At 62.7% G+C, this 22854-nt stretch carries 21 protein-coding genes; 17 read left to right on the forward strand and 4 right to left on the reverse strand.

Going from position 1 to position 22854, the window contains the following annotated elements; translation table 11 throughout:
* Positions 1 to 149 precede the first annotated feature (149 nt).
* From ACYVRU_RS09765 to ACYVRU_RS09810, 10 genes are all read left to right on the forward strand, one after another.
* Complete coding sequence (locus tag ACYVRU_RS09765; RefSeq protein WP_022739595.1) at positions 150 to 608, forward strand: deoxycytidylate deaminase; 459 nt, start codon at positions 150 to 152, stop codon at positions 606 to 608.
* A gap of 226 nt (positions 609 to 834) precedes the next feature.
* Positions 835 to 1119: a hypothetical protein gene (locus ACYVRU_RS09770; protein ID WP_173113510.1), complete on the forward strand. Its 285-nt coding sequence runs from the start codon at positions 835 to 837 to the stop codon at positions 1117 to 1119.
* Between the two features lie 13 nt (positions 1120 to 1132).
* Positions 1133 to 1906: a F0F1 ATP synthase subunit A gene (atpB, locus tag ACYVRU_RS09775; RefSeq protein WP_114540220.1), complete on the forward strand. Its 774-nt coding sequence runs from the start codon at positions 1133 to 1135 to the stop codon at positions 1904 to 1906.
* A gap of 155 nt (positions 1907 to 2061) precedes the next feature.
* A complete protein-coding gene (atpE, locus tag ACYVRU_RS09780; RefSeq protein WP_022739598.1) occupies positions 2062 to 2280 on the forward strand; it encodes an ATP synthase F0 subunit C in 219 nt (72 codons plus the stop codon).
* Positions 2281 to 2335: 55 nt separating this feature from the next.
* Positions 2336 to 2947 (forward strand): F0F1 ATP synthase subunit B, encoded by a 612-nt coding sequence (gene atpF / locus ACYVRU_RS09785; protein ID WP_022739599.1) that lies wholly within the window; start codon positions 2336 to 2338, stop codon positions 2945 to 2947.
* Complete coding sequence (gene atpH, locus ACYVRU_RS09790; protein ID WP_173113506.1) at positions 2937 to 3515, forward strand: ATP synthase F1 subunit delta; 579 nt, start codon at positions 2937 to 2939, stop codon at positions 3513 to 3515. The genes atpF and atpH overlap by 11 nt, the downstream gene beginning before the upstream one ends.
* A complete protein-coding gene (gene atpA / locus ACYVRU_RS09795; RefSeq protein ID WP_157012802.1) occupies positions 3509 to 5080 on the forward strand; it encodes a F0F1 ATP synthase subunit alpha in 1572 nt (523 codons plus the stop codon). The genes atpH and atpA overlap by 7 nt, the downstream gene beginning before the upstream one ends.
* Before the next feature lie 12 nt (positions 5081 to 5092).
* Entirely contained in the window at positions 5093 to 6022 is a 930-nt protein-coding gene (atpG, locus tag ACYVRU_RS09800; protein WP_173113504.1) for an ATP synthase F1 subunit gamma, read from the forward strand.
* Positions 6023 to 7468 (forward strand): F0F1 ATP synthase subunit beta, encoded by a 1446-nt coding sequence (gene atpD / locus ACYVRU_RS09805; protein WP_114540216.1) that lies wholly within the window; start codon positions 6023 to 6025, stop codon positions 7466 to 7468.
* Positions 7468 to 7905 (forward strand): F0F1 ATP synthase subunit epsilon, encoded by a 438-nt coding sequence (locus ACYVRU_RS09810; RefSeq protein ID WP_016308487.1) that lies wholly within the window; start codon positions 7468 to 7470, stop codon positions 7903 to 7905. Before atpD ends, ACYVRU_RS09810 begins: the two co-directional genes overlap by 1 nt.
* 231 nt (positions 7906 to 8136) lie before the next feature.
* On the opposite strand, the gene ACYVRU_RS09815 is transcribed toward ACYVRU_RS09810, so the two are convergent.
* Positions 8137 to 9807, reverse strand: coding sequence for an FAD-dependent oxidoreductase (locus ACYVRU_RS09815; protein WP_418380100.1), 1671 nt, complete (start codon positions 9805 to 9807; stop codon positions 8137 to 8139).
* Between the two features lie 245 nt (positions 9808 to 10052).
* Between ACYVRU_RS09815 and ACYVRU_RS09820 the strand changes: the two genes are divergently transcribed.
* The gene (locus tag ACYVRU_RS09820; RefSeq protein WP_418380101.1) at positions 10053 to 11456 is read left to right on the forward strand and encodes a helix-turn-helix transcriptional regulator; all 1404 of its coding nucleotides are present in this window, start codon (positions 10053 to 10055) and stop codon (positions 11454 to 11456) included.
* 413 nt (positions 11457 to 11869) lie between these two features.
* Here the strand turns inward: ACYVRU_RS09820 and ACYVRU_RS09825 are convergent, their stop codons facing one another.
* The 3 genes from ACYVRU_RS09825 to ACYVRU_RS09835 are packed head-to-tail and all read right to left on the reverse strand — an operon-like array spanning position 11870 to position 12801.
* A complete protein-coding gene (locus ACYVRU_RS09825) occupies positions 11870 to 12079 on the reverse strand; it encodes a DUF3791 domain-containing protein (RefSeq protein WP_136434487.1) in 210 nt (69 codons plus the stop codon).
* Entirely contained in the window at positions 12072 to 12326 is a 255-nt protein-coding gene (locus ACYVRU_RS09830; protein ID WP_418380102.1) for a hypothetical protein, read from the reverse strand. Before ACYVRU_RS09830 ends, ACYVRU_RS09825 begins: the two co-directional genes overlap by 8 nt.
* A complete protein-coding gene (locus ACYVRU_RS09835; protein WP_461186073.1) occupies positions 12319 to 12801 on the reverse strand; it encodes a DUF3990 domain-containing protein in 483 nt (160 codons plus the stop codon). The genes ACYVRU_RS09830 and ACYVRU_RS09835 overlap by 8 nt, the downstream gene beginning before the upstream one ends.
* Before the next feature lie 371 nt (positions 12802 to 13172).
* Here ACYVRU_RS09835 and dnaE point away from each other — a divergent pair, with 371 nt between their 5' ends.
* The 6 genes from dnaE to ACYVRU_RS09865 all read left to right on the forward strand — a co-directional run bounded on the left by dnaE (position 13173) and on the right by ACYVRU_RS09865 (position 22800).
* Positions 13173 to 16631: a DNA polymerase III subunit alpha gene (dnaE, locus tag ACYVRU_RS09840; protein ID WP_461186074.1), complete on the forward strand. Its 3459-nt coding sequence runs from the start codon at positions 13173 to 13175 to the stop codon at positions 16629 to 16631.
* Between the two features lie 178 nt (positions 16632 to 16809).
* Positions 16810 to 17640 carry a tRNA pseudouridine(38-40) synthase TruA gene (gene truA, locus ACYVRU_RS09845; RefSeq protein WP_461186075.1) on the forward strand — a complete coding sequence of 277 codons (831 nt, stop codon included), beginning with the start codon at positions 16810 to 16812 and terminating at the stop codon, positions 17638 to 17640.
* A 59-nt stretch (positions 17641 to 17699) separates the two neighbouring features.
* Complete coding sequence (locus ACYVRU_RS09850; RefSeq protein WP_114540210.1) at positions 17700 to 18821, forward strand: aldo/keto reductase; 1122 nt, start codon at positions 17700 to 17702, stop codon at positions 18819 to 18821.
* 184 nt (positions 18822 to 19005) lie between these two features.
* Positions 19006 to 20388: a sodium-dependent transporter gene (locus ACYVRU_RS09855; protein ID WP_114540209.1), complete on the forward strand. Its 1383-nt coding sequence runs from the start codon at positions 19006 to 19008 to the stop codon at positions 20386 to 20388.
* A gap of 112 nt (positions 20389 to 20500) precedes the next feature.
* Positions 20501 to 21574, forward strand: a complete 1074-nt coding sequence (gene ychF / locus ACYVRU_RS09860; RefSeq protein ID WP_418379539.1) for a redox-regulated ATPase YchF — start codon at positions 20501 to 20503, stop codon at positions 21572 to 21574.
* An 86-nt stretch (positions 21575 to 21660) separates the two neighbouring features.
* A complete protein-coding gene (locus ACYVRU_RS09865; protein ID WP_461186076.1) occupies positions 21661 to 22800 on the forward strand; it encodes an MFS transporter in 1140 nt (379 codons plus the stop codon).
* Positions 22801 to 22854 lie beyond the last annotated feature (54 nt).

The following is a 22854-nucleotide window of genomic DNA, read 5'->3' on the forward strand; positions in this document are numbered from 1 at the left end:
AAAGGCTGAGCAGGCACGGGGGATGGCGGGGGTCTCCGCGCGCAGGTTGCGCAGCGAACGGAACAGCCCAGTGGGCTGTTCCGCCGAGCGAGCCATTGCTTGAGCACGGAGACCCCCGCCATCCCCCGCGCCGGACGAAAGGAACAACCATGGCAGAAGATAACCGTCCCAGCTGGGACGAGTACTTCATGAAGATGGCCAACGACGTGGCCACCCGCACCACCTGCCTGCGCCGCGGCGTCGGCGCCGTCATCGTGAAGGATCGCCGCATCCTGGCTACGGGCTACAACGGCGTGCCCACCGGCCTTACCCACTGCAGCGAGACCGGATGTCTGCGTGAGCAGCTGGGCGTGCCGAGCGGCCAGCGTCACGAGATCTGCCGCGGTTTGCACGCCGAGCAGAACGCCATCATCCAAGCGGCCCGCTACGGCATCAACATCGCCGGCGCCACCATCTACGTGAACACGCAGCCCTGCGTCGTGTGCGCCAAGATGCTCATCAATGCCGGCATCACCGAGATCGTCTACCAGAACCCGTATCCCGACGAGCTGTCCCAGGAGCTTTTGGCCGAGTCCGGCATCCTCGTCCGGGAGTACACGGGGGAGTAGATCAGGCAAAAGTCGGTACGCACGGCGAAGGGCGCGCCGAAGGCCTCTGTTTTAGTGCACTTGCACAAATTTTCCCTGCTCAGAAGGGAGAGCCGCCGCCGCGCTCTTTTCACCGCTCACCCAGAAATCGGCCAAATCGCTCAGCTTTTGTAGATGAGCCATTATCATATACGGCGGTTTACATTGGGTATACAAGCGCGCGCAAGCGCCCCGACGGAAGCAGGTTATGGTACTGGCAATAGCACTCGGTGCGGCAGCGGGAATCGTGGGGTTTGCACCCCTCGTGTTCGGTTTGCATCGGGTGAAGCACATGACGGACGCGGGCAATCTGGGGCACATGGGCGTGCTCATGCTGTGCCTGCTCCTCTCGTTTGTCCTCATGTTCGCTTTCGCCATCCTCTGCATCAACGTCAACCGGGATGCCGCGCTGCCCTTTGTCCTGTCGGAAGCCGGTGCCCTGTCCGTCACCGCCATTGTGTTCGGCGTGACGAAACTGGCACGGAAAAGCTAGGAAAGGTTGATACGTGGACGCTCTTTCAACGCTCTCTGAAGAGGTACCTCATCTTCAGGCATCCTTCGATCCCACCGTGGTTTTCGGCGGAGTCACCCAGTACATTTTGTGGATGGTCATCTGCTGGATCATCACGCTGGTGCTGATCCTCGTCGTGGGCCGCAAGCTCACGCTCATCCCGACGAACAAGTTCGTCAACACCGTTGAGTACGGCTACCAGTTCGTGCGCAACGATATGGGCGAGGGCATCATCGGCCACGGCTTCAAGAAGCACGTGCCCTTCCTCGCCACGCTGTTCTTCTTCATCCTCATCTCGAACTTCGTGGGTCTCATCCCCGGCTGCAAGACGCCGACGGGCACCATCTCGGTGACCTGGGCGCTCGCCACCATCTCGTTTATCTACTTCAACGTCTGGGGCATCAAGGCCAAGGGCGGCCTGGGCTACCTGAAGTCCTTCGCCCCGGCGGGCCTGCCGAAGGTCATGGTGCCGATCATCTGGTTTTTGGAGCTCATCTCTACCTGCATCCGCTGGCTCACGCTCGCCGTCCGACTTTACGGCAACATGTTCGCCGGCCACATGGTGCTGGGCATCTTCGCCCTGGCCTCCAGCGTGTTCCTCACCTGCGGCATCCAGGCCATCGACCCGCTGACCGGCGTGCTGTCGCTGCCCTGGTTCCTGCTGCTCATCGCCATGTACGCCCTGGAGACGCTGGTGGCGTTCCTTCAGGCCTACGTGTTCACAGTGCTCTCCGCGGTCTACGTCCAGATCGCCACGAGCGCCCACTAGGAACCGATCCCACGCGCCGCGCCCCGCGCCCGCGCACCCGGGCCGCCAAGGCCCCACCCCCCCATCTGGGTTAAGCCGGCTCCTCCAAAGCCGGAAACCATAATCCGTAAGTGTTTTTGGGAAACAGGCTCAAAAACGACCTAAAGGAGGAAACTGTGGAAACTGTATTCGTCATTGCTGCGCTGAAGCTCGTCGGCTATGGCCTGGCCACCATCGGCCCCGGCCTCGGCATCGGCATCGCCTGCTACGGCTGCTGCGTGGGCACCGCCCGCCAGCCCGAGGTGGGTGGCCGTCTGTTCACGAACTTCATCATCGGTGCCGCTCTGGCCGAGGCCCTGGCCCTCATCGGCTTCGTTCTCGCCTTCATCCTCTAGTTCTAGTCTTTAACCGGTTGTTAGAGCCGTAAAAAGGCTGGAAGGAGGAATGCACGTGAAGACAAGAGCGAACAAAGCAGTTGCGAAGGTCGCCTTCGGCGCCCTGGCGCTCAACGCTGCTTTCCCGGCGCTCGCGTTCGCTGCTGAGGCGGAACAGGAGGGCGGCATCTCCGCCATCCTCCCGGACATGGCGGAGTTCATCCCCATGCTCATCGCCTTCATCATCCTCTGGATCATTCTCGCGAAGTTCGGCTGGCCGATGTTTGCCGGCATGCTGGAGAAGCGCGAGAACACCATCCGCGAGGCCCTGAAGAAGTCTGAGGAAGCTCAGATCGAGAGCGAGCGCGTGCTGGCTGAGTACAACAAGCAGCTGGCCGACGCCAAGGCCCAGTCCGCGCAGATCATCGCCGACGCCCGCTCGGTGGGCGAGGCCGTCAAGGCGGACATCACCGCCCAGGCCCAGACCGAGGCCGCCGACATGATCGCGAAGGCCAAGGCCGCCATCGAGGCCGAGAAGAAGCAGGCCATCTCCGAGCTGCAGGCCACCGTGGCCGACACCTCGGTCGATGTGGCCGCGCGCCTGATCGGCGAGGATCTCACCGAGGGTGAGCACCGCGCCATCATCGAGCGCTACGTCAAAGAGGCGGGTAGTTTCAATGGCAACTAATCGTCTCGTCGTGAAAGAGGAAGTCGCGGTTTACGCATCGGTGCTCTTCGATGCCGCCCATACCGCCGGCGGCCAGGAGGCAGTGCTTGAGGTGCGCGAGCAGATGGGCGAGATCATCCGTCTCATGCGCGCCGATCTGGAGCTGACTCAGAGCCTGTCGAACCCGGACTTCACCCCCGCCCAGCGCAAGGAGCTGGTGGAAGGCGTCTTCGCCGACTGCCATCTGGCGCTGCGCGAGGTGCTCGCGGTCATGGCCGAGCGCGGCCAGGCGGACCTGCTGCCGCGGGTCTATGACGCGTACCGCGAGCTGCTGGGCGACAAGCTGGGCATTTGCGTGGTCGACGTGACCACCGCCGTGCCGCTCGACGACGGACTGCGCCAACTCATTACGGAAAAAGCCGAGGCCGATTTGGGACGGCGCGCGGTGCTGCGCGAGCGCATCGATGCGTCCATCCTGGGCGGCATCATCATGGATGTTGACGGCAACTACATTGACGCGAGCATGATCTCGCAGCTCAATCGCGCCCGCAACGTCCTCAAGGACACAACAGATGGAGGTGAATGCTAGTGACTGAAATCACCGCACAGTCCATCGACGAGGCGCTGAAGAAGCAGCTGGAGCAGCTGAACGTCAGCGTCGAGTCTCGCGAAGTGGGCACGGTCATCCAGGTCGGCGACGGCATTGCGCGCGTCGACGGCCTGCGCGATGCCATGGCCGGCGAGCTGCTCGAGTTCATCGGAGAGGGCGGCAAGACCGTGTACGGCCTGGCCCAGAACCTCGAAGAGGACGAGGTCGGCGCCGTGCTTCTGGGTGACGTCACCGCAATCAAGGAGAACGACCAGGTCCGCACGACCGGCCGTATCGTGGAGGTTCCCGCCGGCAAGGCCATGCTCGGCCGCGTGGTGAACCCGCTGGGCCAGCCCATCGACGGCAAGGGCCCCATCAAGGCCGAGGGCACGCGCCCCGTGGAGTTCAAGGCTCCCGGCGTTATCTCTCGCCAGCCCGTGAACGAGCCGATGCAGACCGGTATTCTGGCCATCGACTCCATGGTGCCGATCGGCCGCGGCCAGCGCGAGCTCATCATCGGCGACCGCCAGACTGGCAAGACGGCTATCGCCATCGACGCCATCATCAACCAAAAAGATCAGGACATGATCTGCATCTACGTCGCCATCGGCCAGAAGGCCTCCACGGTGGCCGGCGTGGTGGAGACCCTCGAGCGCCACGGCGCCATGAAGAACACCATCATCGTGGCCGCCACCGCCTCCGACTCCGCCCCTCTGCAGTACATCGCCCCGATGGCCGGCGCCGCCATGGGCGAGTACTTCGTCTACAACGGCGAGGACGGCAAGCCCGCGGGCCCCGAGAACAAGGGCCGCGCCGTGCTCATCGTCTACGATGACCTGTCCAAGCAGGCCGTGGCCTATCGTCAGATGTCGCTGACCCTGCGCCGCCCGCCGGGACGCGAGGCCTACCCGGGCGACGTGTTCTACCTGCACTCCCGTCTGCTGGAGCGCGCGGTCAAGATGTCCGACGAGAACGGCGGCGGCTCCATGACGGCCCTGCCGATCATCGAGACCCAGGCCGGCGACGTGTCCGCCTACATCCCGACCAACGTGATCTCCATCACCGACGGTCAGATCTTCCTGCAGACCGACCTGTTCTTCCAGGGCCAGCGCCCGGCAGTCGACGTGGGCATCTCGGTGTCCCGCGTGGGCGGCTCCGCGCAGATCAAGGCCATGAAGCAGGTGGCCGGCTCTCTGCGTCTGGACCTCGCCAGCTACCGCGAGCTGCAGGCCTTCACCCAGTTCGGCAGCGATCTGGACAAGGCCACCCAGGACCAGCTGACCCGCGGTTCGCACATGACCGAGCTTCTGAAGCAGGGCCGCTACAACCCGATGCCCGTGGCCGAGCAGGTCATCGCCATCTTCGCCGGCAACCAGGGCTTCCTGGACGACCTGCCGCTGGATGCCGTCGTGCGCTTCCGCACCGAGATGCTCGCCTCCATCCGCGCCTCCAAGCCGGAGATCATCGAGACGATCAACACGGAGAAGAAGCTGACCGACGCGACCGAGACCGCCCTGAAGGAGGCCATCGCCGCCTTCAAGCAGTCCTTCGACGCCGCAGCGTAAGGTAGGTAGACCATGCCCAACCTACATGACATCGAACGGCGAATCAAATCTGTCAACTCGACGAAGCAGATCACGCGCACCATGGAAATGGTCGCCGCTGCCAAGATTCGCCGTGCTTCGGAGCGCGTCGAGAGCGCGCTTCCTTGGGCGGTCGCCATCTCAGACATGCTCATCAGCACGGCAAAGTACGCCCATCTGGACAACGAGCCGCTGCTGCAGGTCCACGACGAGGTGAAGCGGGTGCTCGTCGTAGCCGTCACCTCCGACCGCGGGCTTGCCGGCGGCTTCAACACCAACGTGCTTCGCTATGTGGAGAAGCTCACGAAGGAAAAGCAGCGGGAAGGCGCCGAGGTCGAGGTGGCCGCCTGTGGCAAGAAGGCCATCGGGTACTTCACCTACCGCGGCATCGATCCGGTGTTCTCCTTCGCGGGATACTCGGCCGACCCGGAGTTCTCCCAGGCCGCCGAGTTGTCCGGCTACGTGATGTCTGCCTACGCCGAGGGCAAGCTCGACGAGGTGTTCATCGTGTACAACCACGCGAAGAACGCCGCCGAGCAGACCTTGGTGGAGCAGCAGGTGCTGCCGGTCAAGGAGGAGTCCTACGCGGATCTTCTGGGCCTTACGGCCAAGCAGGAGGACATCTTCAAGTCCTTCCGCGAACGGGACGATTCCGCCATCCCGGGCGACATCGACTTCGAGCCGAGCACGGAGTCGGTCATGTCCTACATGATGAACGCCTACCTGAACAACGCGTTCTACTACGCGATGCTCGATTCCGCAGCGGGCGAACAAGGCGCCCGCCGCAACGCGATGAAATCGGCTACCGACAACGCGAACGAGATGGTCTCCACCCTGGAGCGCGTGTACAACACCGTGCGCCAGGGCGCCATTACCACGGAGATCACCGAGATCGTCGGCGGTGCCGCAGCTTTGGAGGATTAAATGGCTGATAACACTTCTACTGAAGCGGCCAAGGGAGGCGCGACCGGACGCATCGTCCGTATCGTCGGCGCCGTTGTGGATGTGGAGTTCCCGGCAGACGCCATGCCGGCCATCTACAACGCCCTGACCGTGAAGGCACAAACCCCTTCGGGCGAAGTGTCCACCGTGCTCGAGGTGCAGACGCACCTGCCCGGTGACATCGTCCGTACCGTCGCTATGACGTCCACCGACGGCATGGTGCGCGGCCTGGAGGCCACCGACACTGGCTCTCCCATCATGATGCCCGTGGGCCAGGCGACCCTCGGCCGCATCTGGAACGTGCTGGGCGAGCCTGTCGACGGCAAGCCCATGCCCGCCGACGTCGAGTGGCGCCCGATCCATCATCCGGCCCCGCCGTTCGACACCCTGGTCACCTCCACGGAGACCTTCGAGACCGGCATCAAGGTCGTCGACCTCATCGAGCCTTACGTCAAGGGCGGCAAGACGGGCCTGTTCGGCGGCGCCGGCGTGGGCAAGACGGTCTGCATCCAGGAGCTCATCAACAATCTGGCCCAGGAGCACGGTGGCACGTCGGTGTTCACGGGCGTGGGCGAGCGCACCCGCGAGGGTACCGACCTGTACCTGGAGATGACCGACTCCGGCGTTATCGAGAAGACCTGCCTGGTCTACGGCCAGATGAACGAGCCTCCGGGAGCCCGTCTGCGCGTGGGCCTCGCCGGCCTGACCGAGGCGGAGTACTTCCGCGATCAGGGCCAGGACGTGCTGTTGTTCATCGACAACATCTTCCGTTTCACCCAGGCCGGTTCCGAGGTGTCCGCACTTCTCGGCCGTATGCCCTCCGCTGTGGGCTACCAGCCGACGCTGGCCACCGAGATGGGCGACTTGCAGGAGCGCATCTGCTCCACGCAGACCGGCTCCATCACCTCCGTGCAGGCCGTGTACGTGCCCGCCGACGACCTGACCGACCCGGCTCCGGCCACCACGTTCACCCACTTGGACGCCAAGACCGTTCTGTCCCGCTCCATCGCCGAGCTGGGCATCTACCCGGCCGTGGATCCGCTGGAGTCCACCTCCCGAGCGCTGGATCCCGAGATCGTCGGCCAGGAGCACTACGACGTGGCCATGGGCGTGCAGCAGATCCTGCAGCAGTATAAGGACCTGCAGGACATCATCGCCATTCTGGGTATGGACGAGCTGTCCGAGGATCAGAAGCTGACCGTGAACCGCGCCCGTAAGGTGCAGAAGTTCCTGGGCCAGCCGTTCCATGTGGCCGAGGTCTTCACGGGCCTGCCCGGCGTGTACGTCAAGGTCGAGGACACCGTGCGCTCCTTCAAGGAGATCCTCGATGGCAAGTGCGACCACATTCCGGAGCAGTGCTTCGTGAACAAGGGCGCCATCGAGCAGGTCTACGAGGCCTACGACGCCATGCAGAAGGAAGGTAACTAATGGCCGTTATGCGCTGCACGGTGGCCCTTCCGGATCGCGCTCTGTTCCAGGGCGAGGTCTCCTATGCCAGCATTCCCGGCACGGACGGCTACTTCGGTGTGCTGCCCGGCCACGAGCTGGCGGTCTCGCTCAACCGCGAGGGCGGCGTCGTGACGCTGACCGTCGGGGAGAACGAGCAGGACAAGAGGCAGTTCCTGGTCATGGGCGGCGCGACGTCGGTTCTGGACGACCAGGTGACGGTGCTCGCCCGGTTCGGATGCGCCGTGGAGGACATCGACGCCGAGGCCGTGAAGGCCGAGGCCGATGAATGCCGCGCGATTATCGCGGATCTCGGCTCGTCCGACGATCCGCAGGATCAGGCCACCCTCGTCACCAACCAGAAGAAGCTGGAGTGGTGCGAGGCGCAGCTGAAGCACGTGAGCGGAGCCGCAGCCTAGCGAGAGCGCCCCTCGGGGCGCGGCCGCCGGCAAGCGAGCCCGCAAGCATTTGAGCCTGTTTTGAGGGGCGTCCCATCCGGGGCGCCCCTCTTAGTTTGCGGACAGTTCCCGCAGGAAAGCGAGCTATGTTCTCGCGCGTTTTGGAGCGGAAAACTATCTCGCTTCCTATATGACAAGGACGCCCTCGGGGCGTCCTTGGTGGGGAGGGTGGAAGATGGTGTGGGGCTGCCGCTACGCAGATGCGAGGTGTTCGCCAAGAAGCTTGCCGAAGGTGACACAGCGGCCCAGGCTCACGCCGGGTACTGGCGCCTCATTGTAGTCGACACCGAAAAGGCCGCCAGCGGTGTTTCCCACGGCATAAAGGCCGGCGATGGGCGTGCGGTTCTCTCCGAGTACCTGGCTGTTCGCGTCGACATCGAGGCCTCCCACTGAAACGCACATCATGTTTTGCATACGGAGGGCGTAGAAAGGCGGCTCCAGGATGGTGGTCATCAGCTCGGCGCGTTTTCCGAAATCATCGTCTCTTCCTGCCTGAGCCAGCTCGTTATAGCGCCCGATCGTTGCTTTCAGCGAATCAAGAGGCAGGGAGGTTTTCTCGGCGAGCTCCTCCAAGGTATCGGCCGTCTGGAGCGAGCCGTATTCGCTTTCGAAGTCCAGGAAGGCTTCCTCAACCTCAGCGCTCCAAGGCGTGCCGAGTTCTCGAAAATCCTGATCCCAGCTCATTCCGCCCGACACTTCCAGGCTCGCAGGTATCTCGGTGGGCCATTTGGCATCCCAGATGGCCCATGAAGTGCCTTGAGGCTGTTGGGCCTGATTGATGCACATGTTCACTGAGTCGCAGTCCTCATTGCAGTAGCGCTCGCCGAGTTTGTTCACGCGGAGGTAGAAGTAGGGGTAGGTCATAGGCAGCATCATCAATGGCTGACTGCCGAATTGCAGCTTTCCGCCCGCCCAGAGTCCCATTTGATGCCCCAGGCCTTGGCCTGTCGATACATTGGTATAGTCCATGGGATCCGAATACGTATCGAAATCGAATTCGGTCAGCTCTGCCATCATCTCTTCGTTGCCGCCGAAATCGCCTGCGGCAAGTACGACGCCCTTGTTGGCGACGTAGCGCCGGTAGTTCCCCTCGGCGTCTTTTGCGATAACGCTGGAAACCCGCTCCCCGTCCTTCTCGAGCTGCTCGGCGCAAGTTTTGGTGAGGTAGGAGCCCCCAGCACTCTCAATTTCTTCGCGCAGAGCAGAGATGACGTCATTGATTCCGTAGGCACCAGCATCAATGTCGTAGAGAGGTCCATCGGGAAACTCGACCGTGTGAGTGTAGTTATAGTAGGTGTCGCTGTTGCTGCGCATGGCAGCCAAAGTGGGTCGGCAGCCCCAGGCCACGGCTTTCTCGGTAAGCCAATCGATGGCTGGCCCGCTTTCTCGTACGAAGCTCATGATGAGGTCGGTCCTCACGCGATTGGCAGCCATATGCACCCAGTCTCGCACGAGTTGGTAGGTCTGCTGCTCGGAAAGCTCGAGACCGTTGTCCTTGGCGATGGTAGGGTTCACGCAGCCAAAGTCAAGGCCGGTCATGCGAGGTGTTTCGTTCATTTCAAGCACGATGACCGATAGGCCGTTCTCAAGGGCGGAGACGGCGGTGCACACACCGGAAATACCTCCGCCAATAACAACGACGTCGGCGTGCTCGGTGCTAACGATATGCTCTTCGCCTATGGGGTCGGGCGCCGTGCGCCAGCTGGTTGTCGGATTGACGTCGCCTGTGGCGGCTGCATGCGTGCCACTATTGGGTTGTGGCGTGCAGCCACTGAGGCTGATAGCGCCTCCTGCAATGCCAGCGGCGGTCATCAGGCGTAGGAAGTTGCGGCGGCTGACGGGGAGTGGTGCTGAGGTGCTCATAATATTATCCTCCTTAGAAACAATACCTGCGTGCGCCAGCGTTGTTTGCGAGAGACGGGCAGGTGACTGACGGTTTCAGCTTAGGGGGCCTACCTGCGGATGAAACCAGGCAAGATGGGTGAAATAGCCCTGAAAGTCTTCTCATGCAAAACAGGTGAAATCGAGTTATACCAGTTCAGATGAGGGAATGAGCGCGTCATGATCGTGAGTTTTTCTGTACAATGACCGCAACGGAAAGGGACGGTATGACGCGTGACAAAATAGTAGAGGACGCACCGCGGTTGGCATTGGCGTTAGGGTTGGGACTATGCTGGTCGTCAGAGGAGTTGGTGGCCTTCTGCGTCTCGGGTTTGGCGGCTGCTGGCGAGTCGACCTACCTGTACACTGTTTATCTGCCGTTGCTCGCGTTGGCGGGATTGGCATTGGCTATGGCTCCCGGAATTAGTTCATGGGTGCTGAGGCCTGCCACCCGCGTGATAGCGCTTGCTTGTGGCGTGCTTGGCGTGCTGGTATTGGCGCTTTTTCCCGATCGGAGCCTCGCGGTTTTCATAGGCGTTGCGCTGTATGCTTCTGGAGTTGCCGTAGTAAATGTTCTATGGATGCGCGCATTCACGGCGTCGTCTGCCCGGGATATGCGCCGCTCTATTGTAATGACGGCGGTAGCGACAATGCTGTCATTGGTTTTCTGGCAAATTGGGAATGCTGGAGCGCTTCTTGCTGCGGCGGTTCTTTTGGCCTTAAGCATTGGGGCTTATGGCTTATCCTCGGAGAGCCTCGATGAAGGCACCCGTGTATCAGGCGTTACGCTAGCGTCTAGCGGTATGAAAGATGTACGTCGGTGGAGCGCTCCCGTCGGGGTGCTCATTCTCATGGTGGGTTTCGGATTCATCCAGTACACCGCCTACCATTACGGTGCCCCCGAGATCCGCCCTATTTCATGGGAGGTCTTTTCCCATGGGCTTGCCGTCGCGTTGCTCGCCGGGGCGGTGTATGGGCCGCGAGACGGCGAGCAGGCGCTTGGTTTCAAGATTGCGACCACACTCATGTTGTTTTCATTCGTGCTGCTCGCAGTGCTATGGCCGAGCGTGACTCCCTCTGCGGCTCTCGCTGCCGCCACAGAGGGAATGTTGGAATTGGTAATGCTGCTGGCCCTCGTGGAGTATGCGCGCTCTCGCGGCATTCGATCGGTTCGTCCCTTCGGGCTTTATTTGGTGCTGGTGGCGGTTGCCCAGTTGGTGGGCTGCGGACTGGCCGTGCTCGATCATATGCTATTGCCGTCAGCGTCGTATTCCATGGTGGGATTGGCGCTGGTGGCATGCTTCATTGTTACAGCGATATGGCTGCTCAATGACAAGACCATAGCGGCGTTTCTATGGGAAGGATTAGCGCGTGGCGAGGGGGATTCGGTCGGATCGGATCGTCGCCAGACGTTTGACGATCGAGCGCAGGCTGTGGCCGAGGCGTTCGCTCTTACGGCTCGGGAAACAGAGGTTATGGCGCTGTTCGCCAAGGGTCGCAGCTCTTCGTTCATTGCCGAGGAGTTCTGCGTGAGCAACAATACGATTCGCAGCCATATTCTGCATTTATATGCTAAATGCGACGTGCACTCCCGCCAAGAGCTGATTACCCTCATCGATGCGTGGGAATAGGAATCTGCCGTTTGATAGCCGCGGCGTCCATTCTCAGCTCGTCTACCGAGAGACGTTTGCTGACCTGTGCGACACGACGCGCTCTACGACAAGCAAGTTCTAGCGCGCTTGTGCTCTTATGCGGCATCCTCAAGCGGGTCGGAGACCCTTTTGGCGCCCGGCGACAAAAGGGTCTATGTCGATGCAGGTTATGGGATCGTAGTGCCCGCTTACATCCCATGCCACGGTATCGTTGAGAACGGTAAGCGCCTCCTCGAAGAACGAATCGTCTGCCAAGCGCTCGAAAACTCCGCCGCCGGCGATGCTCTCTTTCATGTCAAGCTGTGTGATGCGGCCGTCGGAAAAATAGGCCTATACCGTCTTGTCTGGCCCCGCAGCGGCTTGTATAACGGTGGGGAAGTAGTCAGCAGTGCCTACCAAGCCGGTTCGCCGGTGGCGATGAGGCTGTCGATGTCGCGGAAGGCGTTCTCGATAGCCTCGCTGTGGTACATCTCGTACATGTCGTAGACGAACTCGGTACGACCCTGGGCGTCGAGGGCTGCGAGCACATCCGCCGCTCTCGTATGGCGGCTCTGCGCGTAGCTTTCCAGCAGATAGGTGAAGAACACGAATTCCTTAGGCAATCTCATCACCTCGCAGGTACAGCGAGTTGCGCGGATCTCCGGTGGCTTGCTCGTTCTCCCACATATCGAAAATCGCCAGCGGGCTGAAGTGCCACATCTTCAAATCGTCATCGAGGAGCATCAGGCGGGTTTCCGAGGGGAGGAAGAGCCGGAGCGCCTCGAGGGCGTCAAGCCCCCGACTCTCGGCGATGAGCCGAGAGACCTCAGAATCGAAGTTCTGCATGATGGAGGGCTTCGTCTCAGTCAAGGAGCATCACTTCCTCGCAGGAAAGATAGCGAAGCGCCTTCTCGGTTCCGAATCGGTACTGATCGGAGAGGTTCTGCGGTTTCAGAAGGATGAGGGCCGTCTCACGATCGATTTGATCATTCATGTAATCGTTGATGACGCTCATAGTGCGATCGTTGGCGACGGGCCCTATGACGATGTCATAGAGCGCGCCTTGGTACAAGCCCTTGCGGTTTTCCACGACGAAATCGAGCCACGCCGCATTGGCTCTCTCAAACCGAAGGAGCGAGAGCGACTCAAAGACCGCTTCGTTTATTTCATAAACCGAGACAAGGGCGCTACCGCTTCTCCGGCGCTGCGCTTGCAGCCGAGCCCAGCGTTTCGCCTGATCGAGATTTGACGTCGTGTAGAAGCCGGCGCCAAAATCAAGAGATCGGTTTGTGGTGAGAACACGAGGGCGGCGCACTTCGACATTGCTCCCATGGTAGAGAATCATAGCGTTGGCGCCTCCTTCCGTCTTTTCACCGCACATTGCTAGCTGAGGCACAGCGATACGACAGCATTATACTCGAAGGGCGATTCTGGCTCGACGGTTTATTTCGGGGGTGTCGGTCATCCTCTTGATGAAATCGCCCTTGTTGCAATCCATGCAAAACCCACCATTTGTTCGCACGTCCGGGGCGTGTGGGCTGGTATCATGGCACCCGAGAAAACTGACGGAACTTGAGAGCGGCCGCGCGGGGTCGCGCGAGCGCTTCGGCGCTTGCGGCGAGTACCCTTCTCGGCCCAGCATGACACGATACGCGCGCATAACCCATCACAACCGAACTCCGTGCGCCGAGACCCGACTGAAGGGGCGGACACCCTATGGCATTCGTACACTTGCACAACCACACCGAGTACTCGCTGCTCGACGGGCTCACCCATATCAAGGACATGGTGCGCCGCGCCGCCGAGCTGGACATGCCAGCGGTGGCCGTCACCGACCACGGCGTCATGTCCGGCATGGTGGAGCTCTCCGATGCCTGCGACGCCATCGAGAAGGAGACGGGCAAGCGCGTGAAGCCCATCTTCGGCTGCGAGGTGTACTTCACTCCCGACGAGTCACTGCGCAAGGACGTGAAGCCGAAGCTGTACCACCTGCTGCTTCTGGCGAAGAACAACGAGGGCTACCACAACCTGCTGAAACTCGTCAGCGAGTCCCACGTGGACAACTTCTACTACAAGCCGCGCACCACCTTCTCCATGCTGCAGAAGTACGGCCACGGCATCATCGGCTCGTCGGCCTGCATCGCCGGCGTTATCCCGAAGCTGCTCGACGAGCGCCGTTTCGACGACGCCGTGGAATGGGCCCGTAAGTTCGCCAGCTGCTTCGATGAGGGCGACTTCTACATCGAGCTGCAGAACCAGGGCATCCGCACCGACGCCGGCTTCACCCAGACCGAGCTGAACCACGAGCTCACCCGCGTGGCGAAGGCCGCGGGCTTAAAGACCATCGCCACCAATGACTTCCACTACCTGCTGAAGGAAGACGCCGAGGCCCAGGACATCATGCTGTGCATCGGCACCGGAAGCACGGTCAACCAGACGAACCGCATGAAGTTCGAGAACGACCAGTTCTACATGAAGACCGAAGAGGAAATGCGCGAGGCCATGAAGGACTTCCCCGAGGCCTGCGACAACACCGTGGAAGTGGCGGCGAAGTGCGACGTCACCCTGGAGCGCGAGCCCATCCTGCCGAAGTTCCCCCTGCCCGAGGGTGAGACCGAGGAATCGTGGTTCCGCAAGCGCGTGCAAGAGGGCTTGGAAAAGCGCTACGGGACCCCGGTGCCCGAGCGCGAGCAGAAGCAGGCCGATTACGAGATGGGCATCATCATCCAGCAGGGCTTCCCGGCCTACTTCCTCATCGTGCAGGAGTACATCGAATGGGCGCGCAGCCAGGGCATCGGCGTGGGCCCGGGCCGCGGCTCGGCCGCCGGCGCCATCGTGGCCTACGCTATGGGCATCACCGACCTTGACCCCATGCCCAACGGCCTCATGTTCGAGCGATTCCTCTCGCCCGAGCGCGTGGAGATGCCCGATATCGACGTCGACTTCGAGCAGGGCCGCCGCGAAGAAGTCATCAACCACATCAAGGACGTCTACGGCGAGGATCACGTCTCCCAGGTGATCACCTTCGGCACGCTGCAGGCCAAAAACGCCGTGCGCGACTCGGCCCGCGTGCTGGACTATCCCTACGGGGTGGGCGACCGCATCTGCAAGATGATCGGCGACGAGCTGGGCATCACCATCGACAAGGCGCTGGAGACCAATCCCGACCTGAAGAAGGCCTACGATACCGAAGAGGACGTCAAGCGCATCATCGACGCCGCGAAGTCCATCGAGGGCCACGTGCGCGGCGAGGGCGTGCACGCCTGCGCCACCATCATCTGCCGCGACCCCATGAGCGATCACGTGCCCATGAAGCGCGACACCAAGGGCGGCGGCATCATCACCCAGTACGACGGCCACTACACGCCGGACCTGGGCCTTTTGAAGATGGACTTTCTGGGCCTGCGCACCTTGGACGTGCTTTCCATCGCCTGCCGCAACATCGAGGAGCGCACCGGCGTGAAGATCGTCCCGGAGGAAATTCCCACCGATGACGAGAAGGCCTTCCGCCTCATGCAGTCCGGCAACATGGACGGCCTGTTTCAGGTGGAGGGCGCCCTGTACGTGAGCCTGTTCAAGCGCCTGCCTCCCAAGCAGTTCTCCGATGTCGTCGCCTCCATCGCCCTGAACCGCCCGGGCCCGCTGGAGTCCGGCATGGTGGAGGACTACATCAAGGCAGCGAAGAACCCGGCCGCCGTGCACTACTACGACGACCGCCTGCGGCCCATTCTGGAAGAGACCCACGGCACCATGGTCTACCAAGAGCAGATCATGCAGATCTCCATGGCCATGTCCGGTTTCTCCGCCGGCAAGTCCGACAAGCTGCGCAAGGCCATGGGCAAGAAGAAGCTCGACATCATGCGCCAGCTGCAGGCCGACTGGGACGAGGGCGCCGTGGCCAACGGCTACCCGCTCGAGATTGCCCAGCAGATCTGGGCCGACGCCGAGAAGTTCGCGAAGTACGCCTTCAACAAGTCGCACTCGGCCGCCTACGCCATCCTCGTGATGCGCACGGCCTACCTGAAGGCGCACTACCCGAACGATTTCATGGCCGCCGTGCTCACCAGTTACATGGGCAACACCGACCGCCTCATCCGCTACATCGCCAGCTGCAACAAGAACGGCACGCCGGTGCTGCCGCCGGACATCAACGCCTCTCGCGCTGAGTTCACCCCGGTCGAGGGTGGCATCCGCTTCGGTTTGGTGGGCGTGCGCGGCGTGGGCAAGAACGTCGCCGACGAGATCATCGCCGAGCGCGAGGCCAACGGCCCGTTCACCTCACTGCACGATTTCGTGAACCGGCTCGACGCGAAGTGCTACAACCGTAAGACGCTCGAAGCCCTCATCAAGGGCGGTGCCTTCGACTCCACCGGCTACACCCGCAAGCAGCTCATGTTCTTCGTGGAGGAGACGCCGCTGCTCGAAGGCGCGGCCAAGCGCCAGAAGGACCGCGACGCCGGCCAGGTGTCGATGTTCGACATGTTCGCCGACGACGCCGACTCCGGCTTCCAGGAGGACGTGCCCGAACCCGACGGCGTGGAATGGGACAAGCGCACCAAGCTCGCCTACGAGAAGGAGATCATGAAGATCTACGTGAGCGAGCACCCGCTGGCCCCCTTCGAGGGGACGCTACGCCGCCTGTCTCGCTACGACATGGGCATGCTCTCCGAGCAGACCAAGGAGATTAAGAACGGCGTGTTCGTGGGCATGATCTCGAATGTGGCGACGAAGCTCACGAAGCGCGGCACGAAGATGGCCACGTTCACGCTGGAGGACACCACCGGCTCCATCGAGTGCATCTGCTTCAAGTACGACGACTTCGCCGAGGTCATCCAGGAGGACGTCATCGCGAAGATCAAGGGCAAGTTCGAGAGCGGCGACCGTGGCAACCAGATCATGGCCTTCGAACTGGAGGCGCTGGAGCTTAACGAGGAGGACGCGCGGCCGAGCCATCTGGAGCTGCGGGTGCCCTCGCGCTCCTTCGACCAGAACCGTTCGGCGCATCTGAGCCGCATCCTGAGCTCGTACCCGGGCCGCGACGGCGTGGTGCTCTTCGTCCAGCAAGCCGACGGCCGCCGCTTCCGCGCCGAGCTGCCGGTGTCGGTGGACGCCCAGTCCACGGTGCTGAAAGCGGAGATCCGCGACCTCTTCGGGCCGGAAGCTATGATCGCCTAGTCGTTCCGTGCGCCCTGACGGGACGCACGGACTGCTCGACGCTGCGAGGCTCTGGTGCATTTCATATTCACCCTTGTTTTGGGCTCGGCGTTGGCGAAGCCAACTTGGCCCAAAGGCGGGCGAATCTGAAACGCGCCAGAGCCTCTCGCTGACTTTACGAACGAAAAGTGAGTAGTAAATGAGTGAAGTGATTTGGAAGGAATTGCATAGACCGAGTTTGGAAGAGCGGGCGGGCGCATGCGAGCGGGAGCTCACGTTCTCGGCGACGGTGGCCTATGACGGGGCGCCGTTTGCGGGGTTTGCGAAGCAGCCGGGGCAGCTCACCGTGCAGGGGGAGTTGGAGCAGGCGCTGTCGCTCTTGTTCCGACGACCGGTGGACGTGGTCTGCGCCGGGCGCACCGATGCCGGCGTGCACGCTCGCGGGCAGGTGGTCTCCTTCGACATCGATGGATGCGAGCTGCGCGACCGCACGCCCTACAACCTGCGGCGCTCGCTGAACGCGCTCACCTGCGAGGGGATCGTGGTGCGCGCGGTGGAGGAGCGGCCGCGGGGCTTCTCGGCCCGCTTCGATGCCCAGTGGCGCGAGTACAAGTACTTCCTCGCCACAGGGGATACGCCGCCGGTATTCACCGATCGCACCGCCTGGTACGTGGGCCCGAACTTGGACATCGCCGCCATGGAACGGAGCGCCTTGCACCTCATTGGCGAGCACGACTTCAAGAGCTTCTGCATGGCCGCCTCGGCCGTCGGCAAGCCGACTTGCCGCAACGTGGAGGAGATTTCCATCGCCTCCGAGGAGATTCTGGGCGAGCCGCACCGTGTCGTCACCGTGCGGGGCAACGCCTTCCTCCATTCCATGGTGCGCACCATCGTGGGCACGCTCGTCATGGTGGGCCGCGGCCAGCGCGACGCCGACTGGGTCGCCGAGGTGCTTGCCGCCCGCGACCGCCAGGCCGCCGGCGAAAACGCCCCCGCCTGCGGCCTCATCTTCTGGTCGGTAGGGTACTAACCTGCTATGATAAGCGCATCGGTAATTTTTGCGCGTGCGCACAAGAAAAGGGGAGTGCCATGGAGACTGTAGGGAAGTTGGCTCCGCTCGGGTTCGGGTTCATGCGGCTGCCGCTTAAGGACGCAGATGATCCCACGTCCATCGACATTGACAAGGTCTGCGAGCTGGTGGACATCTTCATGGACGCCGGGTTCACCTATTTCGACTCGGCCCGCGGCTACCACGGCTGCAAGTCGGAGTGGGCCCTTCGCAAGGCCCTTGTGGAGCGCTACCCGCGCGACTCGTTCACCATCGCCACGAAGCTGCCGGCGTGGCTTGCGAAGGACGCCGACGAGGCCCGCGCCATGTTCGACACCTCCCTTGAGGAGTGCGGCATCGACTACTTCGACTATTACCTGCTGCACAACCTGGGCGAGACCCTCACGCCGCCCTTCGACGAGTACGGCCTGTGGGAGTTCTGCGCCGAGAAGAAGGCCGAGGGGAAGATCAAGAAGTTCGGCTTCTCTATCCACGACAACGCCGAGGAGCTTGAGCGCGTGCTGGACGCCCACCCCGAGGTGGACTTCGTGCAGCTGCAGATCAACTACGTGGACTGGGAGAGCGATATCATCCAGTCGCGCAAATGCTATGAGGTATGCCAGGAGCGCGGGCTGCCCGTGGTCATCATGGAGCCGGTGAAGGGCGGCACGCTGGTGAAGCTGCCCGATTCGGTGGCCGATATCCTGCGCGCGGCCGAGCCCGGCGCCCCGCTCGCCTCCTGGGCGCTTCGCTTCGCCGGCTCGCTGCCGAACGTGATCGCCGTGCTCTCGGGCATGAACACGCCGGAAATGGTGGCCGAGAACGCCGCCATCATGCGCGGCGGCGTGCCGCTCACGCCGGCCGAGTACGAGGTGATCGACGCGGCTCGGGCGGCCTTGGAGTCGCTGCCCGGCGTGCCCTGCACCGACTGCCGCTACTGCGTGAAGGGCTGCCCGGAGGGCGTGCACATCAACAACATCATGCAGTCGCTCAACATCTATGACCAGATGGGCGACGCCTACCGCGCCCAGGAGAACTACGACTGGAACACCGGCGACGGGAAGGCGAGCGCGTGCATCCAGTGCGGCGCCTGCGAGAGCGTCTGCCCCCAGCATATCGAAATCGTGAGCCAGCTTGAGCGCGCGGTGAAGCTGTTCGAGTAGCACCCCGCACCCTCGCCCCCAGCGCCCCGCGCTCTCCGTTTCTCGGAAACACGGGGTGTTCAGGTCAATTTCACGCTATAATCACACAGTTTCAACGGGCGGCTGCACCGTGCGCGATGCAGCCGCCCGTTCCTTAAAGGTAGGCGAGGGCGCGCGGGCGCCTTGGAAATGGGAAAGGAAGACTATGGCAGGAGAGATTAAGAAGCAGCGCGCTTCCTGGTCGGGGAAGTGGGCGTTTATTTTGGCCGCGGCCGCCTCGGCGGTGGGCCTGGGGAACATGTGGCGCTTCCCCTATCTGGCGGCGAAGTACGGCGGGGGCACCTTCCTGCTCACCTACGTGGTGCTCGTGTTCACCTTCGGCGTGTCGCTCCTGCTGCTGGAGACGGCGCTCGGCCGCAAGACGGGCCAGTCCGCCATCGGTGCCTTCAAGGCCTTCGGCAAGAAGTACGCCTTCATCGGCATTCTGGCCTCGGCGGTGCCCTTCATCATCACGCCCTACTACTGCATCATCGGCGGCTGGGTGACGAAGTACACGGCGGCCTACCTGGTGAACGGACCGGAGGCCTTAGCCGACGGCGGCGACTTCTTCACCGGCTTCATCACCTCCAACGCCGAGAGCTACATCTGGATGCTCGTGTTCATGGCCATCGTGTTCGTCATCGTGGGCCTGGGCGTGAAGGGCGGCATCGAGAAGGCGAACCTGTTCATGATGCCTGCGCTCATCATCATGGCCGTCGCCATCGCCATTTACACGCTCACCATGCCGGGTGCCGTGGAGGGCGCGCTGTACTACCTCACGCCGGACTTCAGCAAGTTCTCGCCGGAGCTCGTGATCGGCGCCTTGGGGCAGATGTTCTACAGCCTGTCGCTGGCCATGGGCATCATGATCACCTACGGCTCCTACATGCGCAAGCAGGATAGCCTCACCTCATCGGTTGTGCGCATCGGCGGCTTCGATTTGGGCGTTTCCTTCATCGCCGGCCTGCTCATCGTGTCCGCGGCCTTCGTGGCCATGGGCTCCGGCGACGCGGTGGCCGCCAAGGCGGGTCCCTCGCTCATGTTCGTGACGCTGCCGACGGTGTTCGTCGACATGGGCGGCATGGCCACCATCATCGGCTTTTTGTTCTTCCTGCTGGTGCTGTTCGCCGCGCTGACGAGCGCCATCTCGCTCGTGGAGACGCTCGTCTCCATTGTGCACGACGGCCTTCAGTGCACGCGCGCCAAGGCCCTCGGCATCGTCATCGCGTTCGTGGTCATCGCCGGCGCTATCATCAACGCGGGCTACAACGGGCTGTCGTTCATCGAGCCGCTCGGGGCCGGTTCCTCGATCCTCGATTTCGCCGACTTCATCTCCAACTCGGTGCTCATGCCCATCGTGGCGCTGCTCACCTGCGTGTTCGTCGGCTGGATCGTGAAGCCCAAGACCATCATCGACGAGGTGCGTGTCTCCGCCCCGTTCAAGGCCGCGCCGGCTTGGACGATCATGATCAAGTACATCGCCCCGGTGCTCGTGATCATCATCCTGGTGGCCTACGTGGCCGCCCAGTTCGGCTTCTTTTCCATGTAAACCGCGCTGGTCAACGAGATTTACATGGCGAAGGGCGTCCTTGTGGGCGCTCTTCGTTGTTTTGCGGTAGGATAGTCAACTACTGAAACATTAGTTAGATCGAAGGATTTTCATGGCTCTCTCAATCGGTATCGTGGGGCTGCCGAATGTCGGCAAGTCCACGCTGTTCACGGCGATGACCAACAAGGGCGGTCTGGCTGCCAACTACCCGTTCGCCACCATCGAGCCCAACGTGGGCATCGTGCCGGTGCCCGACGACCGCCTGCAGGCGCTGGCCGAGATCGACCATCCGGCGAAGATCGTGCCCGCCACGGTGGAGTTCGTCGATATCGCGGGCCTCGTGGCCGGAGCGAGCCAGGGGGAGGGTCTCGGCAACCAGTTCCTCGCGAACATCCGCGAGACCGACGCCATCGCGGAAGTGGTGCGCTTCTTCGGTGACCCGGATGTGACCCACGTGGCTGGCAAGGTGGATCCGCTCTCCGATGTGGACACCATCAAGACCGAGCTCATCCTGGCCGACATCGCCACGGTGGAGAAGGCCATCCCGCGTCTGGAGAAGGAGGCCAAGCGCGACAAGGCCGGTATCGCGAAGCTGGAGACGGCGAAGAAGGTGCTCGCGGGCCTGAACGAGGGCCATCGCGCCCGCACGCTGGGGCTGACTGAGGACGAAGTCGCGGCCATCTACGAGCTGCACCTGCTTACCATGAAGCCGATGCTCTACATCGCGAACGTGGACGAGGACGCCGTGGACGCCGAGCTGCCCGAGATCGACGGCTGCACCCCGGTGCCGATTTCTGCGAAGGTGGAGGCCGATATCGCCGAGCTGGCCGAGATGGATCCGGACGAGGCCAAGGAGTACATGGAAGCGCTGGGGCTCACCGACAGCGGTCTGGCGCGGCTCATCCGCGAGGCCTACCACCTGCTCGGCCTGCAGAGCTACTTCACGAGCGGCGAGACCGAGACCCGCGCCTGGACCATCCCCGTGGGCGCGAAGGCTCCCCAGGCCGCCGGCGTCATCCACACCGACTTCGAGCGCGGCTTCATCAAGGCCGAGACGGCCTCCTTCGAGGACTACGTGGCCTTGGGTGGCGAGAAGGGCTGCCGCGACGCGGGGAAGTTGCGTCAAGAGGGCAAGGACTACGTCGTCCAGGACGGCGACGTCATGCACTTCAAGTTCAACGTGTAATACGTCGCATTCTGGAAAAGATGCAGGCTGATACCGAACAACGGAAAGGGCGCGACTCCGTTTGGAGTGCGCCCTTTGTCATTCTGATGGCGGTAAACTTCTTCCAGTCCATGGCGGCGTTCATGGCCAATGCCACGTTGCCGGTGTTCGCCGACTCGCTGGGGGCGACGGCCTCGATGGTGGGCGTCGTCGTGAGCTCGTTCACGCTGTCGGCGCTGCTCGTGCGGCCCTTCGCCGGCCCCGCCTTCGACAGCTTCTCGCGCAAGCGGCTCCTGCTTATCGCTCAGGGTATCATCTGCCTGTCTTTTTTCGCCTACGGGTTCGTCGATTCCCTGGGCGTGCTCATCGCCATTCGGCTCTTCCACGGCGTGGGCATCGGGTGCAGCGGGCCTCTGGCGATGTCGCTTGTGTCCGAGTACCTGCCGGCGGCGAAGTTCGCCAGCGGCATCAGCATCTACGCGCTGGCGCAGTCCTTCGCCCAGGTCATCGGGCCGGCGACGGGCCTGTACCTGGTGGATGCTGTAGGATTCTCGGCAGCGTACTTCCTGGCTGCGGCGCTTCTGGTGGTGGCCATGGGCGGCATCTTCGCCATCCGCGAGCCTTATCGCGAGCGCTTGCCCTACCAGCTGAAACTCTCCCGCATGTTCGCGCGCGAGGCCGTGGGCAAGGCGGCCGCCCTCATGCTCATCGCCGTGTCGTTCTCGTGCATGGGATCCTATGTGGTGCTCTACGGCTACGGGCGCGGCGTGGCGGATATGGGGCTGTTCTTCGTGGTGTACGCGCTGTGCCTGGTGGTGACGCGCCCGGCTTTGGGCGGCCTTGCCGATAGGGCGGGAACGCCCCGGGTGCTCGCTTTCGGGACGGTCTGCTTTGCGGTTTCCTATGTGGCGCTCTTCTACGCGCAGGACTTGCCTGGCTTCTTGCTCGCCGCCGTCATAGGCTCGGCGGGGTTCGGCTGCTGCGCGCCGCTTCTGCAGTCCATGGGACTCGCCTCGGTGGACATCGATCGGCGCGGGGCGGCCAGCAACACCATGTTCACGGGCCTCGATTTGGGAATGCTTGTGGGCCCGGTGGCCGGGGGCGCGGTGGCCGAGGCTCTGGCGCCCGCGGCCGGCGGCATCACGGGCGGCTACGGGCTCATGTGGCTTGTCATGATCGTGCCGGCCTTGGGCACGCTGGACATCGCCCTGGGATGGAGCCTGCGGGGGAGAGCCCAGCGACGCTAAAAGGTGCGCGAGACGCGCAATTGCATTATTATGGCGAGCGGATCATTTGAATGG

The sequence above is a fragment of the Adlercreutzia sp. CNCM I-6216 genome (assembly GCF_977113345.1).

Excerpts from the sequence above, each read along its gene's own strand:
- atpA (WP_157012802.1), top strand. The coding sequence starts at position 3,509 with ATGCTAGTGACTGAAATCACCGCACAGTCCATCGACGAGGCGCTGAAG.
- ACYVRU_RS09820 (WP_418380101.1), top strand. The coding sequence starts at position 10,053 with ATGACGCGTGACAAAATAGTAGAGGACGCACCGCGGTTGGCATTGGCG.
- atpD (WP_114540216.1), top strand. The coding sequence starts at position 6,023 with ATGGCTGATAACACTTCTACTGAAGCGGCCAAGGGAGGCGCGACCGGA.
- ACYVRU_RS09770 (WP_173113510.1), top strand. The coding sequence starts at position 835 with ATGGTACTGGCAATAGCACTCGGTGCGGCAGCGGGAATCGTGGGGTTT.
- ACYVRU_RS09855 (WP_114540209.1), top strand. The coding sequence starts at position 19,006 with ATGGCAGGAGAGATTAAGAAGCAGCGCGCTTCCTGGTCGGGGAAGTGG.
- ACYVRU_RS09815 (WP_418380100.1), bottom strand. The coding sequence starts at position 9,807 with ATGAGCACCTCAGCACCACTCCCCGTCAGCCGCCGCAACTTCCTACGC.
- ACYVRU_RS09835 (WP_461186073.1), bottom strand. The coding sequence starts at position 12,801 with ATGATTCTCTACCATGGGAGCAATGTCGAAGTGCGCCGCCCTCGTGTT.
- atpH (WP_173113506.1), top strand. The coding sequence starts at position 2,937 with ATGGCAACTAATCGTCTCGTCGTGAAAGAGGAAGTCGCGGTTTACGCA.
- dnaE (WP_461186074.1), top strand. The coding sequence starts at position 13,173 with ATGGCATTCGTACACTTGCACAACCACACCGAGTACTCGCTGCTCGAC.
- ACYVRU_RS09850 (WP_114540210.1), top strand. The coding sequence starts at position 17,700 with ATGGAGACTGTAGGGAAGTTGGCTCCGCTCGGGTTCGGGTTCATGCGG.
- truA (WP_461186075.1), top strand. The coding sequence starts at position 16,810 with ATGAGTGAAGTGATTTGGAAGGAATTGCATAGACCGAGTTTGGAAGAG.
- ACYVRU_RS09765 (WP_022739595.1), top strand. The coding sequence starts at position 150 with ATGGCAGAAGATAACCGTCCCAGCTGGGACGAGTACTTCATGAAGATG.
- ACYVRU_RS09810 (WP_016308487.1), top strand. The coding sequence starts at position 7,468 with ATGGCCGTTATGCGCTGCACGGTGGCCCTTCCGGATCGCGCTCTGTTC.
- ACYVRU_RS09865 (WP_461186076.1), top strand. The coding sequence starts at position 21,661 with ATGGCGGTAAACTTCTTCCAGTCCATGGCGGCGTTCATGGCCAATGCC.
- ychF (WP_418379539.1), top strand. The coding sequence starts at position 20,501 with ATGGCTCTCTCAATCGGTATCGTGGGGCTGCCGAATGTCGGCAAGTCC.
- atpG (WP_173113504.1), top strand. The coding sequence starts at position 5,093 with ATGCCCAACCTACATGACATCGAACGGCGAATCAAATCTGTCAACTCG.